The organism is Streptomyces sp. NPDC046197, from assembly GCF_040646295.1.
Lineage (GTDB): Bacteria > Actinomycetota > Actinomycetes > Streptomycetales > Streptomycetaceae > Streptomyces.
The window spans coordinates 183553-201846 of sequence record NZ_JBEYZY010000008.1 but is presented as its reverse complement, the minus strand read 5'-3'; the positions used below and the strand labels follow the sequence as shown (position 1 = coordinate 201846).

At 72.3% G+C, this 18294-nt stretch carries 14 protein-coding genes and 4 pseudogenes; 8 read left to right on the top strand and 10 right to left on the bottom strand.

The window, feature by feature from the left end:
• Positions 1 to 213: 213 nt before the first annotated feature.
• Positions 214 to 906, bottom strand: a complete 693-nt coding sequence (locus AB0A61_RS14280) for a DUF4232 domain-containing protein (protein WP_361291302.1) — start codon at positions 904 to 906, stop codon at positions 214 to 216.
• A gap of 246 nt (positions 907 to 1152) precedes the next feature.
• A complete protein-coding gene (locus AB0A61_RS14275) occupies positions 1153 to 2520 on the bottom strand; it encodes a serine/threonine-protein kinase (protein WP_361291299.1) in 1368 nt (455 codons plus the stop codon).
• Between the two features lie 46 nt (positions 2521 to 2566).
• On the opposite strand from AB0A61_RS14275, the gene AB0A61_RS14270 reads away from it, so the two are divergent.
• A complete protein-coding gene (locus AB0A61_RS14270) occupies positions 2567 to 3118 on the top strand; it encodes an RNA polymerase sigma factor (RefSeq protein WP_361291296.1) in 552 nt (183 codons plus the stop codon).
• Positions 3119 to 3133: 15 nt separating this feature from the next.
• Here the strand turns inward: AB0A61_RS14270 and AB0A61_RS14265 are convergent, their stop codons facing one another.
• Positions 3134 to 5506 carry a SpoIIE family protein phosphatase gene (locus AB0A61_RS14265; RefSeq protein ID WP_361291293.1) on the bottom strand — a complete coding sequence of 791 codons (2373 nt, stop codon included), beginning with the start codon at positions 5504 to 5506 and terminating at the stop codon, positions 3134 to 3136.
• A gap of 275 nt (positions 5507 to 5781) precedes the next feature.
• Between AB0A61_RS14265 and AB0A61_RS14260 the strand changes: the two are divergent.
• Positions 5782 to 6765 (top strand): annotated as a pseudogene (locus AB0A61_RS14260) (sugar-binding domain-containing protein); the annotation flags it as partial.
• Positions 6766 to 6805: 40 nt separating this feature from the next.
• Here the strand turns inward: AB0A61_RS14260 and AB0A61_RS14255 are convergent.
• Positions 6806 to 6973 (bottom strand): annotated as a pseudogene (locus AB0A61_RS14255) (2OG-Fe(II) oxygenase); the annotation flags it as partial.
• On the opposite strand from AB0A61_RS14255, the pseudogene AB0A61_RS14250 reads away from it, so the two are divergent.
• The 4 genes and pseudogenes from AB0A61_RS14250 to AB0A61_RS14235 all read left to right on the top strand — a co-directional run.
• Positions 6971 to 7129, top strand: a pseudogene (locus tag AB0A61_RS14250) (proline hydroxylase); the annotation flags it as partial. The pseudogenes AB0A61_RS14255 and AB0A61_RS14250 sit on opposite strands and share 3 nt — an antisense overlap.
• 231 nt (positions 7130 to 7360) lie before the next feature.
• Positions 7361 to 7606, top strand: a complete 246-nt coding sequence (locus tag AB0A61_RS14245) for a hypothetical protein (protein ID WP_361291290.1) — start codon at positions 7361 to 7363, stop codon at positions 7604 to 7606.
• Positions 7607 to 7609: 3 nt separating this feature from the next.
• Complete coding sequence (locus AB0A61_RS14240; protein WP_361291287.1) at positions 7610 to 7987, top strand: toxin Doc; 378 nt, start codon at positions 7610 to 7612, stop codon at positions 7985 to 7987.
• 209 nt (positions 7988 to 8196) lie between these two features.
• Complete coding sequence (locus AB0A61_RS14235; protein ID WP_361291284.1) at positions 8197 to 9222, top strand: 6-phosphofructokinase; 1026 nt, start codon at positions 8197 to 8199, stop codon at positions 9220 to 9222.
• A gap of 79 nt (positions 9223 to 9301) precedes the next feature.
• On the opposite strand, the gene AB0A61_RS14230 is transcribed toward AB0A61_RS14235, so the two are convergent.
• Positions 9302 to 10162 carry a universal stress protein gene (locus AB0A61_RS14230; protein ID WP_361291282.1) on the bottom strand — a complete coding sequence of 287 codons (861 nt, stop codon included), beginning with the start codon at positions 10160 to 10162 and terminating at the stop codon, positions 9302 to 9304.
• A gap of 458 nt (positions 10163 to 10620) precedes the next feature.
• Here AB0A61_RS14230 and AB0A61_RS14225 point away from each other — a divergent pair.
• Positions 10621 to 12266 (top strand): annotated as a pseudogene (locus AB0A61_RS14225) (RICIN domain-containing protein).
• Positions 12267 to 12322: 56 nt separating this feature from the next.
• Here the strand turns inward: AB0A61_RS14225 and AB0A61_RS14220 are convergent.
• The 5 genes from AB0A61_RS14220 to AB0A61_RS14200 all read right to left on the bottom strand — a co-directional run bounded on the left by AB0A61_RS14220 (position 12323) and on the right by AB0A61_RS14200 (position 17513).
• On the bottom strand, positions 12323 to 13492 hold the full coding sequence (locus tag AB0A61_RS14220; protein WP_361291279.1) for a lactate 2-monooxygenase: 1170 nt from the start codon (positions 13490 to 13492) through the stop codon (positions 12323 to 12325).
• A gap of 155 nt (positions 13493 to 13647) precedes the next feature.
• Positions 13648 to 14343 (bottom strand): alpha/beta fold hydrolase, encoded by a 696-nt coding sequence (locus tag AB0A61_RS14215; protein WP_361291276.1) that lies wholly within the window; start codon positions 14341 to 14343, stop codon positions 13648 to 13650.
• Entirely contained in the window at positions 14340 to 15062 is a 723-nt protein-coding gene (locus AB0A61_RS14210; RefSeq protein WP_361291273.1) for a cyclase family protein, read from the bottom strand. Before AB0A61_RS14210 ends, AB0A61_RS14215 begins: the two co-directional genes overlap by 4 nt.
• Positions 15062 to 16672: a cytosine permease gene (locus AB0A61_RS14205; protein WP_361291270.1), complete on the bottom strand. Its 1611-nt coding sequence runs from the start codon at positions 16670 to 16672 to the stop codon at positions 15062 to 15064. Before AB0A61_RS14205 ends, AB0A61_RS14210 begins: the two co-directional genes overlap by 1 nt.
• 199 nt (positions 16673 to 16871) lie before the next feature.
• Complete coding sequence (locus tag AB0A61_RS14200) at positions 16872 to 17513, bottom strand: hypothetical protein (protein WP_361291267.1); 642 nt, start codon at positions 17511 to 17513, stop codon at positions 16872 to 16874.
• A gap of 326 nt (positions 17514 to 17839) precedes the next feature.
• Between AB0A61_RS14200 and AB0A61_RS14195 the strand changes: the two genes are divergently transcribed.
• The gene (locus tag AB0A61_RS14195) at positions 17840 to 18271 is read left to right on the top strand and encodes a protease inhibitor (RefSeq protein WP_361291264.1); all 432 of its coding nucleotides are present in this window, start codon (positions 17840 to 17842) and stop codon (positions 18269 to 18271) included.
• Positions 18272 to 18294: the final 23 nt, after the last annotated feature.

The window sequence follows — 18294 nt, the reverse complement described above, 5'->3', positions numbered from 1 at the left end:
AGCAAACCGGTGCGGGAGCTCTACGAGGACCGTGTGCCCGCAGTGCCGAGGAACTCCCCCCACCCGCCCGTCGGGGCCTGCCCGGGGGCCAGCGTGCGCAGCTTGCGCAGCACGGCCGGATCCTGCGCGTCCAGCCACTGCACCAGCTGCCGGCGGAGGGCAGCGGTGTTCGCGGTGGGGGCGGGGCGGGGATCGCGATGCGTCCCCGGTGGTTCAGGCTCCGGTGCCGGGGCTGAAGACCGTCAGGAACACCGAGGAGGCGTTGCCGCCCACCGGCACCTGGCCGGCCGTCCACGTCACCGTGAGGTGCGCGCGCTCGTCGGGTGGTGTGACGATCAGGGCCGAGGGTGTGGCCGTCCTCGCCCCGCTGACCTCGGGGTTGGAGAACGTCAGGCCCGCCCAGGCACTGCGGCCCGGCTTGAGCGTCACTGTCGTGGGTGTGCCCGCCGAGCGCTTCGGGTCCGGGCCGAGCTGCTTGCCCGAGGCGTCCACAAACGCGGCCCCGGGATAGCCGCGCACCGTGCAGGTACGGCCGGAGGTGTTGGTCAGGACGACGGGGAAGTTCTCCTGCCCCGCCCCCGGATTGTTGCGGCCCACCGACGCCTTCAGCTCGGAGGTGTGGCAGCGGGTGCTCTTGGCCGCGGTGGTGGTGCCGGTGCCGGTCGTGCTGCCCGCGGAGGAGCCCCTTGCCGTGCCGCTCGGCGCGGCGCCGCCGCCGGACTCGGCGTCACCGGTGGGCATCCCGCCGGAGGAGGTGTCACCGGAGGCGGGCGCGGCGGTGCCCGACACCTTCTGTGGAGTGTTCGCCGTGCCGTCGCCGTTGCCGCAGGCGGTCAGCAGACCCAGCACGGCGACCGCGCTCGCGAGCAGGGCCGCCCGCTGGAGGGACTGGGACGTGTGCGCCATGTTCCACACTCCTGGAGGTCACCGCACGCGATCGGCGCGTGCGTCCGGCGCCTCGTGCGCCGTCATCAGTGTCCGATGCACGGGCCGGGCGAAAGGTTCGCGGGCCGCCCGCCTTTTCCTCGTACGTCTTCCGGCTCTCCGCACGGGACAGCCCACCGCAGGCAGTACTGCCCCGCAGCAGTCCACCGCACGCGGTGCCGCCCCGCACGTGGTGGTGCCCCGCACGTGCGCCCGTCCGTACGTCGGTCAGGTGACCCGCAGGGAGCGGAGTATGCGGTCGGTCGCGTCGTCGCCGCCGTGCTGACGCACTTGCACGTACACCTGGGGCTGCTGGGCGCCGTTGGCCGCAACGAGCGCGGTCTCCGTCAGCCGGCCGCCGCCGGAGCACGCGCTCCAGGCCCGGATCCGCCCGTGCCACTGGGCGCTCGTGTAGGCGCGGCTGCCGTCGTAACGGCAGCCGGCGTGGGCGAGGGACGCGACCCGGGCCGTGACGTCGCCCTGCTCGCTCAGCCCGACGAACACCCCACTGACGTCCGCGCCGAGGTCCTGCCACCGGGCCAGGTCCCCGGCGACGGCCAGCCCCGGCTCGTGCCCCGGGCGAAGCCCCAGTGCCCTGGGATCCCAGCCGGAGTCCCGCAGTTGGCGTGCCCAGCCACCCGGCACGTCGACCACGACCCGGCCGGTCGCGTCCGTGACCCGGACATCGGGCGCCGTAGACGGCCCGTTCACCAGGACCAGGGCCACACCGGCGGCGGCGACCAGGCCCGCGGCGGCGCTCAGGAGCGCGGCCTTCCCGCGCCGTCGAGGCCCCGCGGCGGGCGGCCGGCACACCGTCAGCCGCTCCAGTTCGTCCGCGAACGCCTCCGCCGTCGGCCAGCGCCGCTCGCGGTCCGGTTCCAGCGCACGCATCAGGGCCCGCCTGACCCCGGGATCCAGGCCGGGGCTCAACCGGTCCGGCCGTACGACCTGTCCGGGCGCGGCGGGAACCGTGCCGGTGACGAGCTCGTATCCGACCGCGCCCAGGCTGTACACATCGGCGCGGGCGTCGATGCCCGCCCCCGGTTCGGCCTGCTCCGGCGGCTGGTACCCGGCCGAACCGGCCGCCAGGGTGAGCCCCGACGCCTGCGCCAGGCTCTTGGCCAGGCCGAGGTCGGCGAGCAGCACCCGCCGGGTGCCGTCCGGCGCGGTGCGCAGCAGCACGTTGCTGGGCTTGACGTCCCGGTGCACGATGCCCGCCTCGTGCAGGGCGTGCGCCGACCGGGCGGCCAGCGCGGTCAGCCGCAGCGCCTCGGGCACGGGCAGCGGCCCCTGCTCCGCCAGGTCGGCGAGGGTGCCCCCGTCGGCGTACTCCATGACGAAGTACGGCCTGCCGTCGGGCAGTTCACCGATGTCGTAGACCTGCACCACGCGGGGCGAGTCGGCCTTGCGCAGCAGGCGCGCCTCGGACAGGAACCTCTCCCGGACGTCGAGACGGTGCGACCAGTTCTCGGCGAGGACCTTGACGGCCACCGGGGCGTCGAGCACATCGTCCTGGGCGAGCCACACCGTGCCGAAGGCGCCGGTGCCCAGGCGCCGTTCGAGGCGGTAGCGCCCGATCCGCGAGAGGGACTGCATGCGACTATCAGGCCTGGCCTGAGATCGACTCCAAGGGGGACCTCCGGTGCTGAACACGGCGCTGACCGAAGACCTCGCCCGGCGCGCCGCCGCCGGCGACGGGGCGGCGCTGGAGGAGCTGCTTCAGGAGGTACGGCCGGAGGTGCTCCGGCGCTGCGGGCGCTTCCTGCCCTGCCGCGAGGACGCGGAGGAGGCCGCCCAGGACGTGCTCCTGCAGATCGCGCGGAAGATCTCCACCTTCGAGGGCCGCAGCCGCTTCGGCACCTGGCTCCACACCGTGGTGGCCAACTGCTCCCGGCAGAAGTACCGGGAGCTCAAGCGCCGTGCCGCGGAGCAGCCCGCCACGATCGAGCCCTCGCAGTACGTCGACCCGCGCACCACCAGCGTCATCGCCGGATCCCGAATCGACCTCCTGGAGGCGCTGGACCGGCTGGAGCGGGAGCACCCGCACCTGGTCGCCCCGCTGGTGTACCGGGACATCTGCCAGCTGGAGTACGCCGAGGTCGCCGAGCGGGTCGGCATCCCGCTCGGCACCCTGAAGTCGCGGCTGCACGAGGCGCGCCGCCAGGTCAGGCCCTGGCTGGCCGGCCCCTCCTGAGACGCCGCGGCAGCCTCACTCCTCGTAGGTGAGGCTCAGCTCCGCCCAGATCGTCTTGCCCTCGGTGGTGTGCCTGCTGCCCCAGTGGCGGGTGAGCTGCGCGACCAGCAGCAGACCGCGGCCGCCCTCGTCCCAGGTCTTGGCCCGGCGCAGGTGCGGAGCGGTGTGGCTGGTGTCGGACACCTCGCAGATCAGGTGCGCCTCGTCGTGGATGAGCCGCAGCCGGATGGGCGGGATGCCGTACCGGATCGCGTTGGTGACCAGTTCGCTCACCACCAACTCGGTGGGAAACGCGGCCTCGTCCAGGCCCCACGCCTCGAGCCGCTCCACGACCTGCTTGCGGATCGGGGCGACCAGCGACGGGTCGGCGGGGATGTCCCAGGTGGCCACCTGGGACGGCGCCAGGCCCCGGGTGCGGGCCAGCAGCAGGGCCACGTCGTCCGAGGCGCCGCCCGGCGGCAGCAGGGTGTGCAGGACGCGGTCGCAGCCCTCGTCGAGCGAGCCGGTCAGGTCGGCCAGCGCCTCGCACAGCAGCCTGTTGCTCGCGTCGGCGTCCCGCTCACGGCTCTCCAGCAGCCCGTCGGTGTAGAACGACAGGACGGTGCCCTCGCGCAGGTCGAGTTCGGCGCTCTCGAACGGCAGTCCGCCCCGGCCGAGCGACGGTCCGGACGGCAGCGTCACGCGGTGGGGCCGGCCGTCGGGCGGGCACAGCACAGGCGACGGGTGCCCGGCGCTGGCCAGCGTGCAGCGCCGGGAGACCGGGTCGTACACCGCGTACAGACAGGTCGCGCCGAACTCGCCGGGGTGGTCTTCGCCGCCCGCCTCCGCGGACATCCGGGTGACCAGGTCGTCGAGGTGGGTGAGCAGTTCGTCCGGCGCCAGGTCGATGTCGGCGAGGGTGCGCACGGCGGTGCGCAGCCGGCCCATGCTGGCCGAGGCCTGCAGCCCGTGCCCGAGGACGTCCCCGACGACCATGGCGACCCGCATCCCGGACAGCGGGATCACGTCGAACCAGTCGCCGCCCACGCCGGCCCGCGCCGGGAGATAGCGCGAGGCCGCGTCCACCGCGGCCGTGCGCGGCAGGGTGCGGGGCAGCAGGCTGTGCTGCAGGGCCAGAGCGGTCTCGCGCTCGCGGGAGTAGCGCCGGGCGTTGTCGATGCAGACGGCGGCGCGAGCCGTGACCTCCTCGGCCAGCAGCACGTCGTCGGGGGTGAAGGGCCCCGGCTGCCGGAACCGGGTGAAGACGGCGACCCCGAGGGTCACGCCCCGGGCCAGGATGGGCACCGACATCGTGGCGTGGATGCCGTACTGGGCTATCCGCCTGCTGCGCGTCGGATCCCAGGACAGCCACTTCTCCAGATCGCCCGTCTCCTTGGACACCACGATCGACTGCCCGGCCAGCAGGGAGGCGCCCTGGGGCGAGCTGCCGGGGAAGGCCTCCAGCTGCCCCGGCATGGTCACGGCCTCGGGGCTGCCCGGGGTGACCGACCGGTGGGCGGCGCGGCGCAGGCCGAGCGGCAGGCGCAGCGGGCCGATGTGGCCTTCGCCGCCGAGCTCCGGCGGGTCCAGCAGGTCGACGCTGACGAAGTCGGCGAGCGCCGGGACGCAGACGTCGGCGAGCTCCTGAGCGGTCCGTGCGACGTCGAGGGTGGTGCCGATCCGCACGCTCGCCTCGTTGACCAGCTGCAGCCGTTCCCGGGCCCGGTACTGCTCGGCGAAGTCGTGGACGGCGACGCACACGCCCCGCACCCGGCCCTCGTCGTCGGTGACCGGGGACATGCGGGCCAGCCAGACGTTGCTCCGGCTGTCGCCGCCGATCGGCACGTAGGTGCGCACGTCGTGGCCGCGGCCCGTGCTGAGCACCCGGTGCATGTGCCGTTCGATGTCCTCGCTCTGCGGGCGACCGCCGATCTCGGACATGCGCAGACCCCGCAGGCGCTCCCCGGGCACCCCGATCACCTCGGCCATGGCGGCGTTGATCCCGTGCAGGCGCAGCCGGTCGTCGTAGATGGCGACGGCGCAGGGGGACTGGGTCAGCCCGACCCGGGTCAGCGGGTCGTCCGGCCGTGGCGGACCGCCGCCGTCCAGCGGCGTGACCACAAGCCAGTCGCCGCCCTCCTCGGGTCGCCTGTGGTGGACCAGGACCCAGACGGACACGGTGCGGCCGTCGTGGTGGCGCAGGGTGAGCGTGCCGTTCCAGCGGCGCTCCTCGGGAAGGGTGGTGCGCGGGCCGCCGACCAGCAGATCCGCGGCGGGGCGCCCCACGACCTCCTCCGGTGACCAGCCGAGCAGCCGGCGCGCGCCCTCGTTCCACTCGACGAGGACACCGTGCTCGTCGACGACGGCCCGTGCCGTGGCGGCATCGTCGAACGGATACACCGGGCTCATCGTCGCCACTCCATCGCGCACACTCACGGTAAACAGGCGCGTCACTTGAGTTCCAGCCTAGTGCGTCCCGGCCCGGCGTAAACGGCAACCCCCTGCCGGAGCCGTCGAACCGCCCGAAAGGGGCGATGCGCCCGCCGGCCGACCGCCGATCACCTCTGTGACCGAAGTGCGCGTCGCACTCTTGACGGTCGCGTGTGCCATACCGTCAGAATCTGTTTGTTCGCGGTCAGTTGTGAGTACTTCTGGGCCCCGCTGAGGAGTGTAGGGAGAGCCGCATGACGGTGACGCGCAGATCGGTATTGATCGCCGGCACGGCAGCCCCGGCGGCCGGTGCGCTGATGGGTGCCCCGGCCGCCGAGGCCGCGGGGACCGCGGACGCCGGGAGGCAGGCGCCCGGGCGCAGCACCGTCGCCCTGCGCGACGGCTGGCGCTTCGCGCTGGTGAACCCGGGTGGCATCACCGATCCCAGCGGCGCCTACGCGGACGCCGCCGAACCGGGCTACGACGACTCGGACTGGCGCCGGGTCGCCGTGCCGCACGACTGGAGCGTCGAGCAGACCCCCACCACCGACCACGGGACCACCAGTGGCACCGGCTTCTTCCCCGGCGGCCTGGGCTGGTACCGCCTCGCCTTCACGCTGCCGCCCGCATGTGCCGGAAAGCGGATCTCGGTCGAGTTCGACGGCGTCTACATGGACTCGTACGTCTACTGCAACGGCACCGAGGCCGGCCGGCACCCCTACGGCTACACCGGTTTCGCGTTCGACCTCACCGACCTGCTGCACACCGACGGCACCACCGAGAACGTCCTCGCGGTCAAGGTCCACAACCAGCTTCCCAGCAGCCGCTGGTACTCCGGCAGCGGCATCTACCGTGAGGCCCGCCTGGTGATCACCGAGCCGGTGCACGTGGCGCGCTGGGGCACCTGCGTCACCACGCCCGACGTCACGGCCGAGCGGGCCGTGGTCCGGGTGCAGACCTCCGTCGTCAACGAGTCGGGGGCGACGGCCCAGGTGGAGATCGCGTCGACGGTGGTCGACCCCGACGGCCGGACCGTGGCCCGTACGGCCTCCACCGTCACCGTCACCGTCGACGGCCGGCAGACACAGACCCATGAACTGACCGTGACACGACCGAAGTTGTGGGACTTCGCCGCTCCGCACCGCTACCGGCTCAGGACCGAGCTGCGCGTCGGCGGCCGGACCACCGACACCTGCACCACCATCTTCGGCGTCCGCACCTACCGCTTCGACCTGGACTCGCTCGCGCGTGGCGGTGGCGTCCTCGGCGGGGCGGTGCAAGACCGACGACCACCTGGAGCGGGAAGACCAGTTCGCCGAACACGTCGCGGTGCAGGGCGTTCCAGTCGCCCTCGCCGTAGCGCAGCAGGATCTGCGCCGAGCGGTCCTGCCCGGCCGCGTGGCACCGGGCAAGCCACTCGTCGAGCCGGTCCGGCCAGGGCGCCGGGACCTGGCCGCGCTGTACGACGAGCCGGAGCTGTTCCGGACCACCGTCGACATGGCGCGCCACCGCTTCGGCTCCGGCGAGTACTGCTACTTCACCCACGACCTGCCCGCACCGGTCGCCGCCCTGCGCGCCGCGCTGTACCCGCGCCTGCTGCCCAGGCGACCCGGCGGACGGCCCCGTCGGTGGTGAGGGTCATGACCGGTGTCCTTCGTGTCGGTGGTCTGCTCGAGTCCCGGTCCTCAAGGCCGGTTCCCTTCGAGTCTCGCGCTGTACGGGCGGCGTCCCCGGCGGGAATCGGACCTGGAGTTCGATTCCTGCGGTACCGCATGGAATGGCCCTGACCTGGGGCTATTTACGAGTCAGTACCCGAGCGGTACCGTGAGGGGCATGCCAGCTCTCAATGTCGAGTTCAGTGACCGCGAGCTTGAGGACCTGCGGCAGATCGCCAAGGAACGCGGTACGTCGATGAAGGCACTCGTGCGCGAGGCGGCGGCGGCCGACATAGCCCGGCACCGCGCTCTGCAGGAGGGCGCCGAGGCCTTCCGCCGCTTCTTCACCGCGCACGCCGACGAATTCGCGGCGGCCTTCCCCGAGGACGAGCCGCCCAGCAGGGGCGAGGGGCGGGCCGCCTGACCGATGACCCCAGTCATCCACATCGACGTGCCCTGGTTGCTGCAGCGGCATGAGGAAGTCCTGCCGGACCAGCCCACGATCAACGACTTCTCGGCCCTGGTGGCCGCCGTCGCCCGCCATCGCGTCGACCCGCCCCGCCTGGGCGTGGACTCCGACCCGGCATGGCGGGCCGCCGCGCTGCTGCACACCCTGGCCGTGCTCAAGCCGCTGCCGTCGGCGAACGCCCGCTTCGCCTGCGCGACGGCCGTGGCGTACATGTTCGTCAGCGGTGTCGGCATCGACCCGCCCTACGGTGCCCTCGTCGACCTCGCGCGCTCTTTGACGTCCGGCAAGTCCGACGTCTACGGCGCCGCCGACCGGCTGCGTTCCTGGCAGATCTGAAGCCCGTCCGCGTCGGCCGCGAAGAATGCCGTGCGTCCCGTCCCATATGGGTTCAAGCTGGTCATAGATCTGCACAAGCTGGTCATGGATCTACATACAGCCGGTTGCGCCGCTCAGGGCCGGGCCGCTGGGGCAGGTGGGGGCGATCACCGTGGCACACCGCACCACTGGTGCGCGATCACGGTGGACGCAGGGCAAGGGAGAGAACGATGCGGGTTGGAGTGCTGACCGGAGGCGGTGACTGCCCCGGTCTCAATGCGGTGATCCGCAGTGTCGTACGCAAAGGCGTGCAGGAATACGCCTGGGAGTTCGTCGGGATCGTGGACGGGTGGGGCGGTGCGGTCAAGGACGTCACCAGGCCCCTGGACGTCCGGGCGGTGCGCGGGATCCTGCCCCTCGGTGGCACGATTCTCGGCTCCTCCCGCACCAACCCCCTCCGGCTGGAGAAGGGCATCGAGCGCGTCAAGAACACCCTGGCCGCCCACGGGATCGAGGCCCTCGTCGTCATCGGCGGCGAGGACACCCTCGGCGTCGCGCACACGCTGTCCGAGACCGGGATCGACCTGGTCGGCGTGCCCAAGACCATCGACAACGACGTGGGCGGCACCGACTACACCTTCGGCTTCGACACCGCCGTGGGCATCGCGACCGAGGCCATCGACCGCCTCCACACCACCGCGGAGTCGCACAAACGCACGCTCGTCGTCGAGGTGATGGGGCGGCACTCCGGCTGGATCGCTCTGCACGCGGGCGTCGCCGGGGGCGCGAACGCCATCCTCATCCCGGAAGTGGAGTTCGATCTCGACCGCGTGTGCGCCTGGGTGGAGAGACGCTTCGAGATCAACTACGCGCCGATCGTCGTCGTGGCGGAGGGCGCGGTGCCCAAGGCCGGGCAGATGGTCCTCAAGGACGAGTCGCGCGACGAGTTCGGGCACGTGCGGCTGTCCGGGATCGGCGACTGGCTGGCCCGGGAGATCGAGGGCCGCACCAAGAAGGAGGCCCGCACGACGGTGCTCGGTCACGTCCAGCGCGGCGGTACCCCCAGTGCCTACGACCGATGGCTCGCCACCCGCTTCGGTCTGCACGCCGTGGAGGCGGTCAAGGACGGTGACTTCGGCACGATGGTGGCCCTGCGCGGCACGGACATCGTCCGCATACCGCTCGCGGATGCGAGGACGAACAAACGCGTACCCGCGGAGCTGTATGCCGAGTTCGACGTGTTCTTCGGCACCTGAGTGCCTGAGTGCCTGAGTGCCTGAGTGCCTGAGTGCCTCAGCGCCTTAGCCCCTGGGCCACTGAGCACCCGGCACAGGGTCACGTGTGCGGTACGACGACCACCGGGCAGTGGGCGTGATGCAGGACCGCGTGGGCCACCGGGCCCAGCCGCCGCTCGGCCGTCCGCGGGCTCGAACGGCGGCCGAGGACGAGCAGGTCGGCTCGCTGCGAGGCGCGCACCAGCGCGTCGGCCGGGTGGAGGAGCACGACATCCGGCAGCACCGCGACCGACGGATACCTCTCCCGCCAGCCCTGGAGCACATCGGACAGCCGTTGGACCTCCTCGTCCTCCCACGCCCCTCGGTCCTCTTCCGGCACTCCGAGCACGGGCCCGGGCCAGGCCCCGCACAGCGCCCAAGCGTGCACCGCACGCAGCCGGGCACCCCGGAGCCGGGCGGCGCTGAACGCGAAGCCCAGAGGTGCCTCGGCCGCGCGTCCCACGTCCACACCCACGGACACCTCCGCGACATGGTGTGCGGCGGTGGGCCCGGTGCGCACGACGGCGACGGGACAGGAGGCGGTGCTCGCGGTGGCCAGCGCCGTCGAGCCGACCGCGAGACCGTCGAACCCGCCGTCCCCGCGCGCGCCGACGACGAGGAGCTCGGCCGTCCGGGAGGCCGAGAGCAGGACGGCCGCGGCGGAACCGGAGACCTCCACGCTGTTCATCGCCAGGCCGGGATACCCCGCGGCCAGCTCGACCTCGGCCCGTTGCAGCACTTCCTCCCCCGTCAGGCGCCATGACAGGGTGAGCGGCAGCTCGGTGACGTCACGGTCCAGGGCCGGCGCGACGTTCACGAGACGCAAGGGGAGACGTCGACGGAACGCCTCCTGTGCGCCCCACTCGCCCGCGACAAGGCTGTCCGGGGAACCATCGATGCCGACCACGACGGAGCGGGTCATCCTGTTCTCCTTCGCCGTGGGCAGCGGCCGGTGCGGTGTGAACGGTTCGCAGGCCGGACGACCATTGTCGGTTCGCAACCGTGGCGACACCACCGGAGGCCGCCCGCAGACGGACGGAACGACGACGGGCGTTCCGACGTGAGGCGTGCCGGCGGCGGGCGGCACGAGTGTGCGTGGGGCGCCGGTGTATGCGCGTGCTTCACCCGGGCGCGGGGGAGCACGAAAGCCGAGGCAAGGAATCCTGTGGTGCCGACTTTCTGAATTTCTGTCAACGCTGCGGATGTGGCCCATGCGCCTTGTTGGCCGTCACCGAGTTGTGCAAGGGTGAGCCACCCATGTGCGGTTCAATGGCCGGTTCTCCGTGGGAAGTTGGAGGGGCGAGTCGTTTGCCTGCCGGGTGAATTCGCGCCACTTCGCGCCGCATGAAAAAACAGGTACGCACCAAAGGAATCCGCTCCGTGCTCACCCCCCACCCCCCGCGTCCTCCCTACCCGCCGCCCGGCGGGATTCCGGGAGAATCCGATGAGTTGCTCGCCGGCCGGCTGAGAGGCAGTACGGACGGCGAGGTCGCCCAGTCCGTCGCACTGCTGATCGCGCGGCACTGGCAGCCGGTCCACGACTACGCGGTGATCTGCTCGCCTCCGCGGCGCAGATCGCCGCCATGGCCACCGCGGCCGCCTTCCACCACGTCTTCGACCGCCTGAAGCTGGGCGAACCGGGCGTGGCGCTGCGCCCGCGGCTCCTGGTGACCGTGCGGGACACCGTCCGGCAGTGGGCGGCCGCGGACGGCATGTCCGGTGTTCTCCCGGAGCTGCGCAAACCCGCCGGTGGCCGGGGCATGCGAGCTGCGGTGTCCATGACACCGGAAAATCGCAGGCTCGCCCAGTGGTCTTTCGAGGCTCTTCCCGCAGCCGCCCGTTGTCTGCTGTGGCACACCGAGGCGGAGGCCGAGTCCCTGTCCGTTCCGGCCGATCTGCTCGGCCTGGACGCCGACATCGCGGCGGCGGCTTGCGAAGAGGCGCGGGAGAAATTCCGCCAGGGTTGTGTCCGCGCCCACCGGGAACTCGCGCCGACCGACGACTGCCGCTTCTACAACCGGCTTCTGGACGTTCCCATTCGGCGCGGCGGCGCCCTGCTGCCCGATGTCCGGAATCATCTGGCGCAGTGCCGTTACTGCCGGGACGCAGCCGAACAACTGAGCCATTTCGAAAGCGGGCTGGGCTTGTTGCTGGCCGAGGCCGTGCTCGGCTGGGGAGCCCGCCGCTACCTGGACTCACGCCCGGGCCGCGGGCAGCACGGCACGCGACAGAGCGGATCCGCCCGGCACGGCGGCGGAGGTTCGTCGGGCACCGGCCGCCACCGGCTGCTGTCCCGGATTCCGGCGCCCGGCCGCCGGGTCCCCGGCGGGCCCCGGTCCTCCCGGGCGTTGCGCACGGGCCTCGGGCTGGCGTCGGCCGGGCTGCTCGCGACCGTGCTCGGCGTCAGCCTGTGGTCGCACGACGGCGGCGCCGCCCCGGCCACGACCAACGGGGTGACCGGCGGACACGGGACGGCACCCGGTACCGACTTCCATGCCCCGCCCGCCGGGTCCGCGTCGGCCGGGACGGCCGGGCCGTCCACGGCGGCCCGGCGGACGCGGCTGCGCAACACCGCCGCCGGCCTGTGCCTCGACATCCGGGGCGAGCCGAAGGCCGGGGCCGCCGCCCGGCTGGCGGCGTGCTCCGCTACGTGGACGCAGCAGTGGTCGCTGGAGAACGACGGGCTGCTGCGCAGCGTCGCCGATCCCGGCCTGTGCCTGGACTCCCACGCGGACGCCGGTGTCGTCATCATCGGCACCTGTGCCGACGCGGGCACCGGGCGGGCGCCGGACGTGCGCTACGACCTCACGGTGCGGGGGGAGTTGCTGCCCCGCTGGGACGAGGGGCTCGCCCTCACCTCCACCAGCGGGAAGCCGGACGCCGACATCGTCGTCAAGGTCCGTGACGGCTCCACCGCCCAGCGCTGGCTGGCCGAACCCGTACCGGCCGGGTCCCGTTCGCTGTCGATCGCCGGGACGGGCGTGCCGTTCAGCCGGCCCGGCGAGCTGCCGGACACCACCACATGAGCGGCCGTGGCCGCCGCCCGGTGTGCCGGCGGCGGCCCCACAGCTACCGGACGGGGTCAGGCAGGGTCCTCGACGAGGTCGCCGGCCCCGACGGTGGCCGGGGTGGCGTGACCCGACAGGGCGAGTGTGAGGTCGAACTCCGCGAGCAGACAGCGGATCACGTGCTCCACGCCCGCCTGGCCGTCGAGGCCGAGCCCGTACACGTACGGTCGGCCCAGCAGCACCGCACGCGCGCCCAGCGCGAGGGCCTTGAAGACGTCGTCGCCGGTGCGGACACCGCTGTCGAACAGGACCGTCAGCCGGTCGCCGACCGCCTCCGCGACCCGGGGCAGTGCGTCGGCCGCCGCCACGGACCCGGCCATCTGGCGGCCGCCGTGGTTGGACACGACGACACCGTCCACCCCGGCGTCCTCGGCCATACGGGCGTCGTCCGGGTGCAGGACGCCCTTCAGCACGATCGGCCCGTCCCAGTTCTCCCGCAGAAATGCCAGGTCCGGCCAGGTCTTGGACGGATCGGCGAACATGCCCACGAAGTGCGTCACCGCCGCGTTGGGGTCCTCCTGCACGGGCTTGGCCAGGCCCGCGCGGAAGGCCGGGTCGGAGAAGTAGTTGGCGGTGCCCACCCCGTGCAGGAAGGGCAGATACGCCTGGTCGAGATCGCGTGGCCGCCAGCCCAGCAGCGGGGTGTCCAGCGTGACGACCAGCACTGTGAACCCGCAGGCCTTCGCCCGGTTCAAAAAGCTCCGCGTCACCTCGCGGTCCTTGGCCCAGTACAACTGGAACCAGCGCTCGGCGTTCCCCATGGCCTGTGCGACCTGCTCCATGGGAGTACTGGAGGCCGACGACAGGACGTACGGCACACCCTGCGCGGCGGCGGCCCGGGCGGCCGCGGTCTCGGCGTCCGGGTGCATGATCGACAGTACGCCGACCGGCGCCAGCGCCAGCGGGGCGGGCAGGGGACGGCCCAGCACCGCGACCGACAGGTCGCGCTCGTGGACGTCCCGCAGCATGCGCGGCACGATCCGGCGCCGGGCGAGGGCCGCCCGGTTCGCGCGGGCGGTACTGCCGTCGCCCGCGCTGCCCGCCACGTAGCCGACCGGGCCCGGCCCGAGCCGCTGCTCGGTCAGCTCCTCCAGCCGGGTCAGATCGGTGGGCAGGCGGGGCACCGAGCCCGTCATCCCGTTCAGATAGATCTCGTACTGGAAGTCCGCCCAGTGCTTGGCCATCCGTTCCTCCCGCCTGAGGTGCCGAGCCCGCGTCGGCCCCGACGATACTGGCGCTTCTCCCGGAGCCGGGCGGTCGGGGCGGACCTGCTCCGCAGAGACGGACCTGCTCCGCAGGCTACCGACCGGCCCGCCCGAGGACGGACCCGCCTCACCGCTCAGCTCCCGGCCGCGGCCTCGTCGAGGACCCGGGCCAGCTCGCGCGGCCGGGAGAACATCGGCCAGTGACCCGTGTCCATCTCCACCAGCTTCCAGTTCCCGCCGGTGAGCAGTTCGGCCACGGCGGGCAGCGGCTCGCGCCCGTCCAGCACGCACTTCACGTACGTCGCCGGCAACTCGCCGAGCGGGCGCTCGAGCACGGCCGGCTCGGTGAGCGTGGCACCCGGGTGCGGTGTGCCCTCGGTGACGATGCGGTCGATCTGCTCGTCGGTCAGTCCCTGCCCGGCATAGGCGGCCGGCGGAAGGGGCGGCCAGACACCGCCGTGGGCGTCGAGGCCCTGCCGGACGTGCTCACTGGAGAAGCCCGCGAGGAACGACTCCCCGTCCCGCGGGACGTTGGAGTCGACGAACACCACATGCCGGAGCCGGCCGCCGATCCGCTCGGCCGCCTGACCGACCGGGATGCCCGAGTAGCTGTGCCCGACCAGGACGACGTCCCGCAGATCGTGGCGCTCGACGTGGTCGACGATGTCCTGGACGTGGGTCTGCTGTCCGGCCCGCACGTCCTTCTTCTCGGCCAGCCCGGACAGCGTGAGGGCATGCACCCCGTGCCCGGCCTTCTCGAGACCGGGCACCACCTCGTCCCACGCCCACGCGCCGAGCCACGCGCCTGCCACCAATACGAAGTCAGTCATGACTGCCAAGGTAGCGGGAGGGTCCGACAACGGCCCTCGCCCACCGGTCGATTCACGCGCGCCACCGCCCGCACCGGCGCTCCGTCCGCCGCCGGCAGCCGGAGCGGGAAGAGGAACACCTCGACGTCACCGGCCCCGATCAGCCGTTCCAGGCCGGTGAGGTTCTCCGCGACGACGCCGCCGCTCCCGCACAGCACCCGGTGGGCGGGCAGCCCGCACCCGGTGACGGGCTCACCGGGTGCGGGCGTGGGGTCGACACTCAGCGCGTCGACCGCCACCGTGCGGATCCCCGCCTCGACGAGGGCCTCGGCGGCCTGCGGGGTGAGCCAGGGGTGGGCGAGGTAACGGGTGCTGCCCCAGTGGGCCGACCAGCCGGTGGCGAGCAGCAGGATGCCGCACGGGGCCAGCCGGAGGTGACTCAGAGCGGGCGCCAGCAGGCCGGGTGTGATCGGTGTGCGGGCGGGCAGCCCGCGCACGTCGGCCACCACCGCGCGTCCCGCGAACCGGTCCAGGGGCAGCTCGTCGAGGCGGGGCCAGTCGTCGTCGACGTGGTAGGGGGCGTCGACATGTGTGCCGGACTGCGAACCCAGGTGCAGCCGCAGCACGTTCACCCCGTCTGCCGGCACCCGCAGGGCGGGAGCGACCGTGACCTCCGGGTCACCGGGATACACGGGCATCCCGGTGACCACGGGCACCGACAGGTCGAACCAGCCCGGCATCAGCGGGCCTCGGCGGCCGCCACCGGGGCGTCGGCGTCGGACCGGGCGCCGGGACCGGTGATCGGCGGCACCGGCACGTCGGCGGTGCGGGCCAGGCGCGCACCTTCGGGCCCGTAGGCCGCCCGGGGCTCGGGGAACAGCCGCAGCAGCGCCAGGAACAGCACCGCGGCCACCGCCAGCGACAGCGGCAGGCTGATGTCCACGCCGTTCGCCAGGCCGCCGAGCGGGCCCACGAACTGCCCCGGGATGTTGGTGAACAGCACTCCGACGACCGCGGACACCCACCAGGCGGTCATGCCGCGCCAGTTCCAGCCGTGCGCGAACCAGTACCGTCCGCCGCGCTGACGGCGGTTGAAGACCTGCAGCGCGTCAGGGTCGTACCAGCCGCGCCGGGTGTAGAAGCCGAGCATCATCACGACCATCCACGGCGTGGTGCAGGTGATGATCATGGTGGCGAAGGTCGAGATCGACTGCACCAGGTCCAGGCCGAACCGGCCGATGAAGATGAACGCGATGGACAGCACGCCGACCAGCAGCGTCGCCTGCACCCGGGACAGCCTGGGGAACACCGACGAGAAGTCGAGCCCGGTGCCGTACAGCGAGGTCGTGCCGGTCGACATGCCGCCGATCAGCGCCAGCAGACACACCGGCAGGAAGAACCAGCTCGGCGAGATCGCCAGCAGCCCGCCCACGAAGTCGGGGGCCGCCGGGTCGACGTACTTCGGGGCCTTGGCGGCGATGATGCTCGCGGTCGCCAGACCGAAGACGAACGGCAGCAGCGTCGCGATCTGCGACAGGAACGCGGCGCCGACCACCTTGCGGCGCGGGGTGCCGGCGGGGATGTAGCGCGACCAGTCGCCGAGGAACGCGCCGAAGGACACCGGGTTGGACAGGACGATCAGCGCCGCGCCGATGAACGACGGCCAGAACATCGACCGGGTCGCCGCGTCCGCCGAGGCGGTGAACACACCGGCGTACGAGGGGTCGAAGTCACCGGCGAAGGCGACGACGCCGAGCAGGAACAGCACGCTCGCCGAGGTCACCGCGATCTTGTTCACGAACAGCATGAAGCGGAATCCGTACACGCACACCGCCAGCACCAGACCCGCGAACAGCGCGTAGGCGACGACGTACGAGAGTGTGCTGCGCTCCAGGCCGAAGAGCCGGTGCGCACCGCCCACCAGTGCGTCGCCGGAGCTCCACACCGAGATGGAGAAGAACGCGATCGCCGTCAGCAGGGACAGGAACGAGCCGACGACACGGCCGTGCACGCCGAGGTGCGCCGACGACGACACGGCGTTGTTCGTGCCGTTGACCGGGCCGAAGACCGCCATCGGGCACAGGATCAGCGCGCCCGTGACGACGCCCAGGACGGTGGCCGCGAGGCCCTGCCAGAAGGACAGGCCGAACAGGATGGGAAAGGCGCCGAGGACACAGGTGGAGAAGGTGTTCGCGCCGCCGAAGGCGACCCGGAACAGGTCCAGCGGTGTCGCGCTGCGGTCGGCGTCCGGGATGCGTTCGACGCCGTAGGGCTCGACCTCGGTGAGCGAGGGAGCGGCGGGTGAGGGGGTGGGGGAAGAAGCGGGGGAAGGGGTGGACTGCGAGGACAAGGGGGGCTCCAGCGGGGAACGGCGGTGGAGCGCGCGTGGCGCGACGGCTGGACGGCCGGTCGCCGCCGTGCGGGGTGTGCGGCGGGGACGCATGCCGTCCTCGGGGGTCTGCCGACGTTATGGCGCCGCGCCGGACCACTACCAGAGGACGGTTCATCCCTCTTCGGCGCCACCGGTGGACGAATCGTCCATCCCGGCTTCACTCCTCGTCGTCGTGGTCGTCGTGGTCGTCGTGGTCGTCGTGGTCGTCGTGGTCGTCGTGCGTGTCCTGTGTGCCCTGCGTGTTGTGCGTGTCGTGCTTTTCGCGTGCGCTGCGGGGCTCGGTGTCCGGCCCCTGGGCCCTGACCCGCTGGACGTGCTCCAGGGAGTCCCGCAGTTCGGTGAGCCAGTCGTCGGTGTGGCGCTGGACCAGGCGCACGCACCAGGCGAGGGCGTCGCTGCGGCTGCGGGCGACACCGCCGGCGATGAGGGTGTCGAGGACCTGGCGCTCGGGCTGGCGCAGCCGGGTCATGACGGGCGAGGCCACCTGCGTGTACATGACCCGCTCGCCGGCGCACTCCACGCCCCAGGAGACCTTCCTGCCGAACCGGTGCTCGGCCTCGCGTGCCACCGCGATCCGGGCCTCCCTGGTCCGCTCCCGAAACTCCTGGACCCGCCCCTGGACGGCGGCCTCCCGCTCCGTGGCCGGGGCGCCCTCGGCCAGCCGCGGTGCCGGGATGCGGCCGATGACGGTGATCTCCTCGCGGTCGACCGTCACGTCGACCAGCTCCTCGTACAGGTCGTCCGGCAGGCGGCCGGCGAACCAGCCGCGCAGCTTCTGTCGTTGCTCAGTTGTAATCATGTAATGACCATTACTCGGACTCCACATGAACACAAGGGCCTGCGGAGGAGTCAGCCCAGAGCGGAACCGGAATGTTTCAGGACGATTAACGAGCGTAGGGAATCAAGCCATCCGGCCGGATTCAGTGATCGAGAACCCCGCAGTTTGGGGGTTGGAACGTTCGAATTCCGTGACTTCACGCCACTGTTTCAACACGCAAGGTTACTGAAACCCATGGGGTCGATGTGAGATTCGGCAGCGGACTCGGCAGACTCCCGCACGCTGGTCCGGCATCGACCGAGCCGGACCGGTCATCTCTCATCGAACTGAGCGGAAGGAAGCACACAATGCGGAACACCGCGCGCTGGGCAGCGACCATCGGACTGACGGCCACCGCCGTCTGCGGACCCCTCACCGGGTCCGCCCTCGCAGCCCCGGCCGCCCCCGCCTCGCTCTACGCCCCGTCGGCGCTCGTGCTCACGGTGGGCCACGGCACCACCGCGGCCGTTGCCACCCCGGAGCGTGCCGTCACGCTGAACTGTGCACCGGGGCCGTCCGGCACGCACCCCGCCGCCCCCGAGGCCTGCGCGGAACTGCGCTCCGTCGGCGGTGACTTCAGCGCCCTGAAGCCGCAGAGCGACGTCATGTGCACCAAGATCTGGAACCCCGTGGTGGTCACGGTCGACGGTGTCTGGCAGGGCAAGCGCGTCTCCTACGAGCGCACCTTTGCCAACGATTGCGTGAAGAACGCCTCTTCGACGAGCGTCTTCGCGTTCTGAGGGACCGGGGTCGCGCGGTCCGT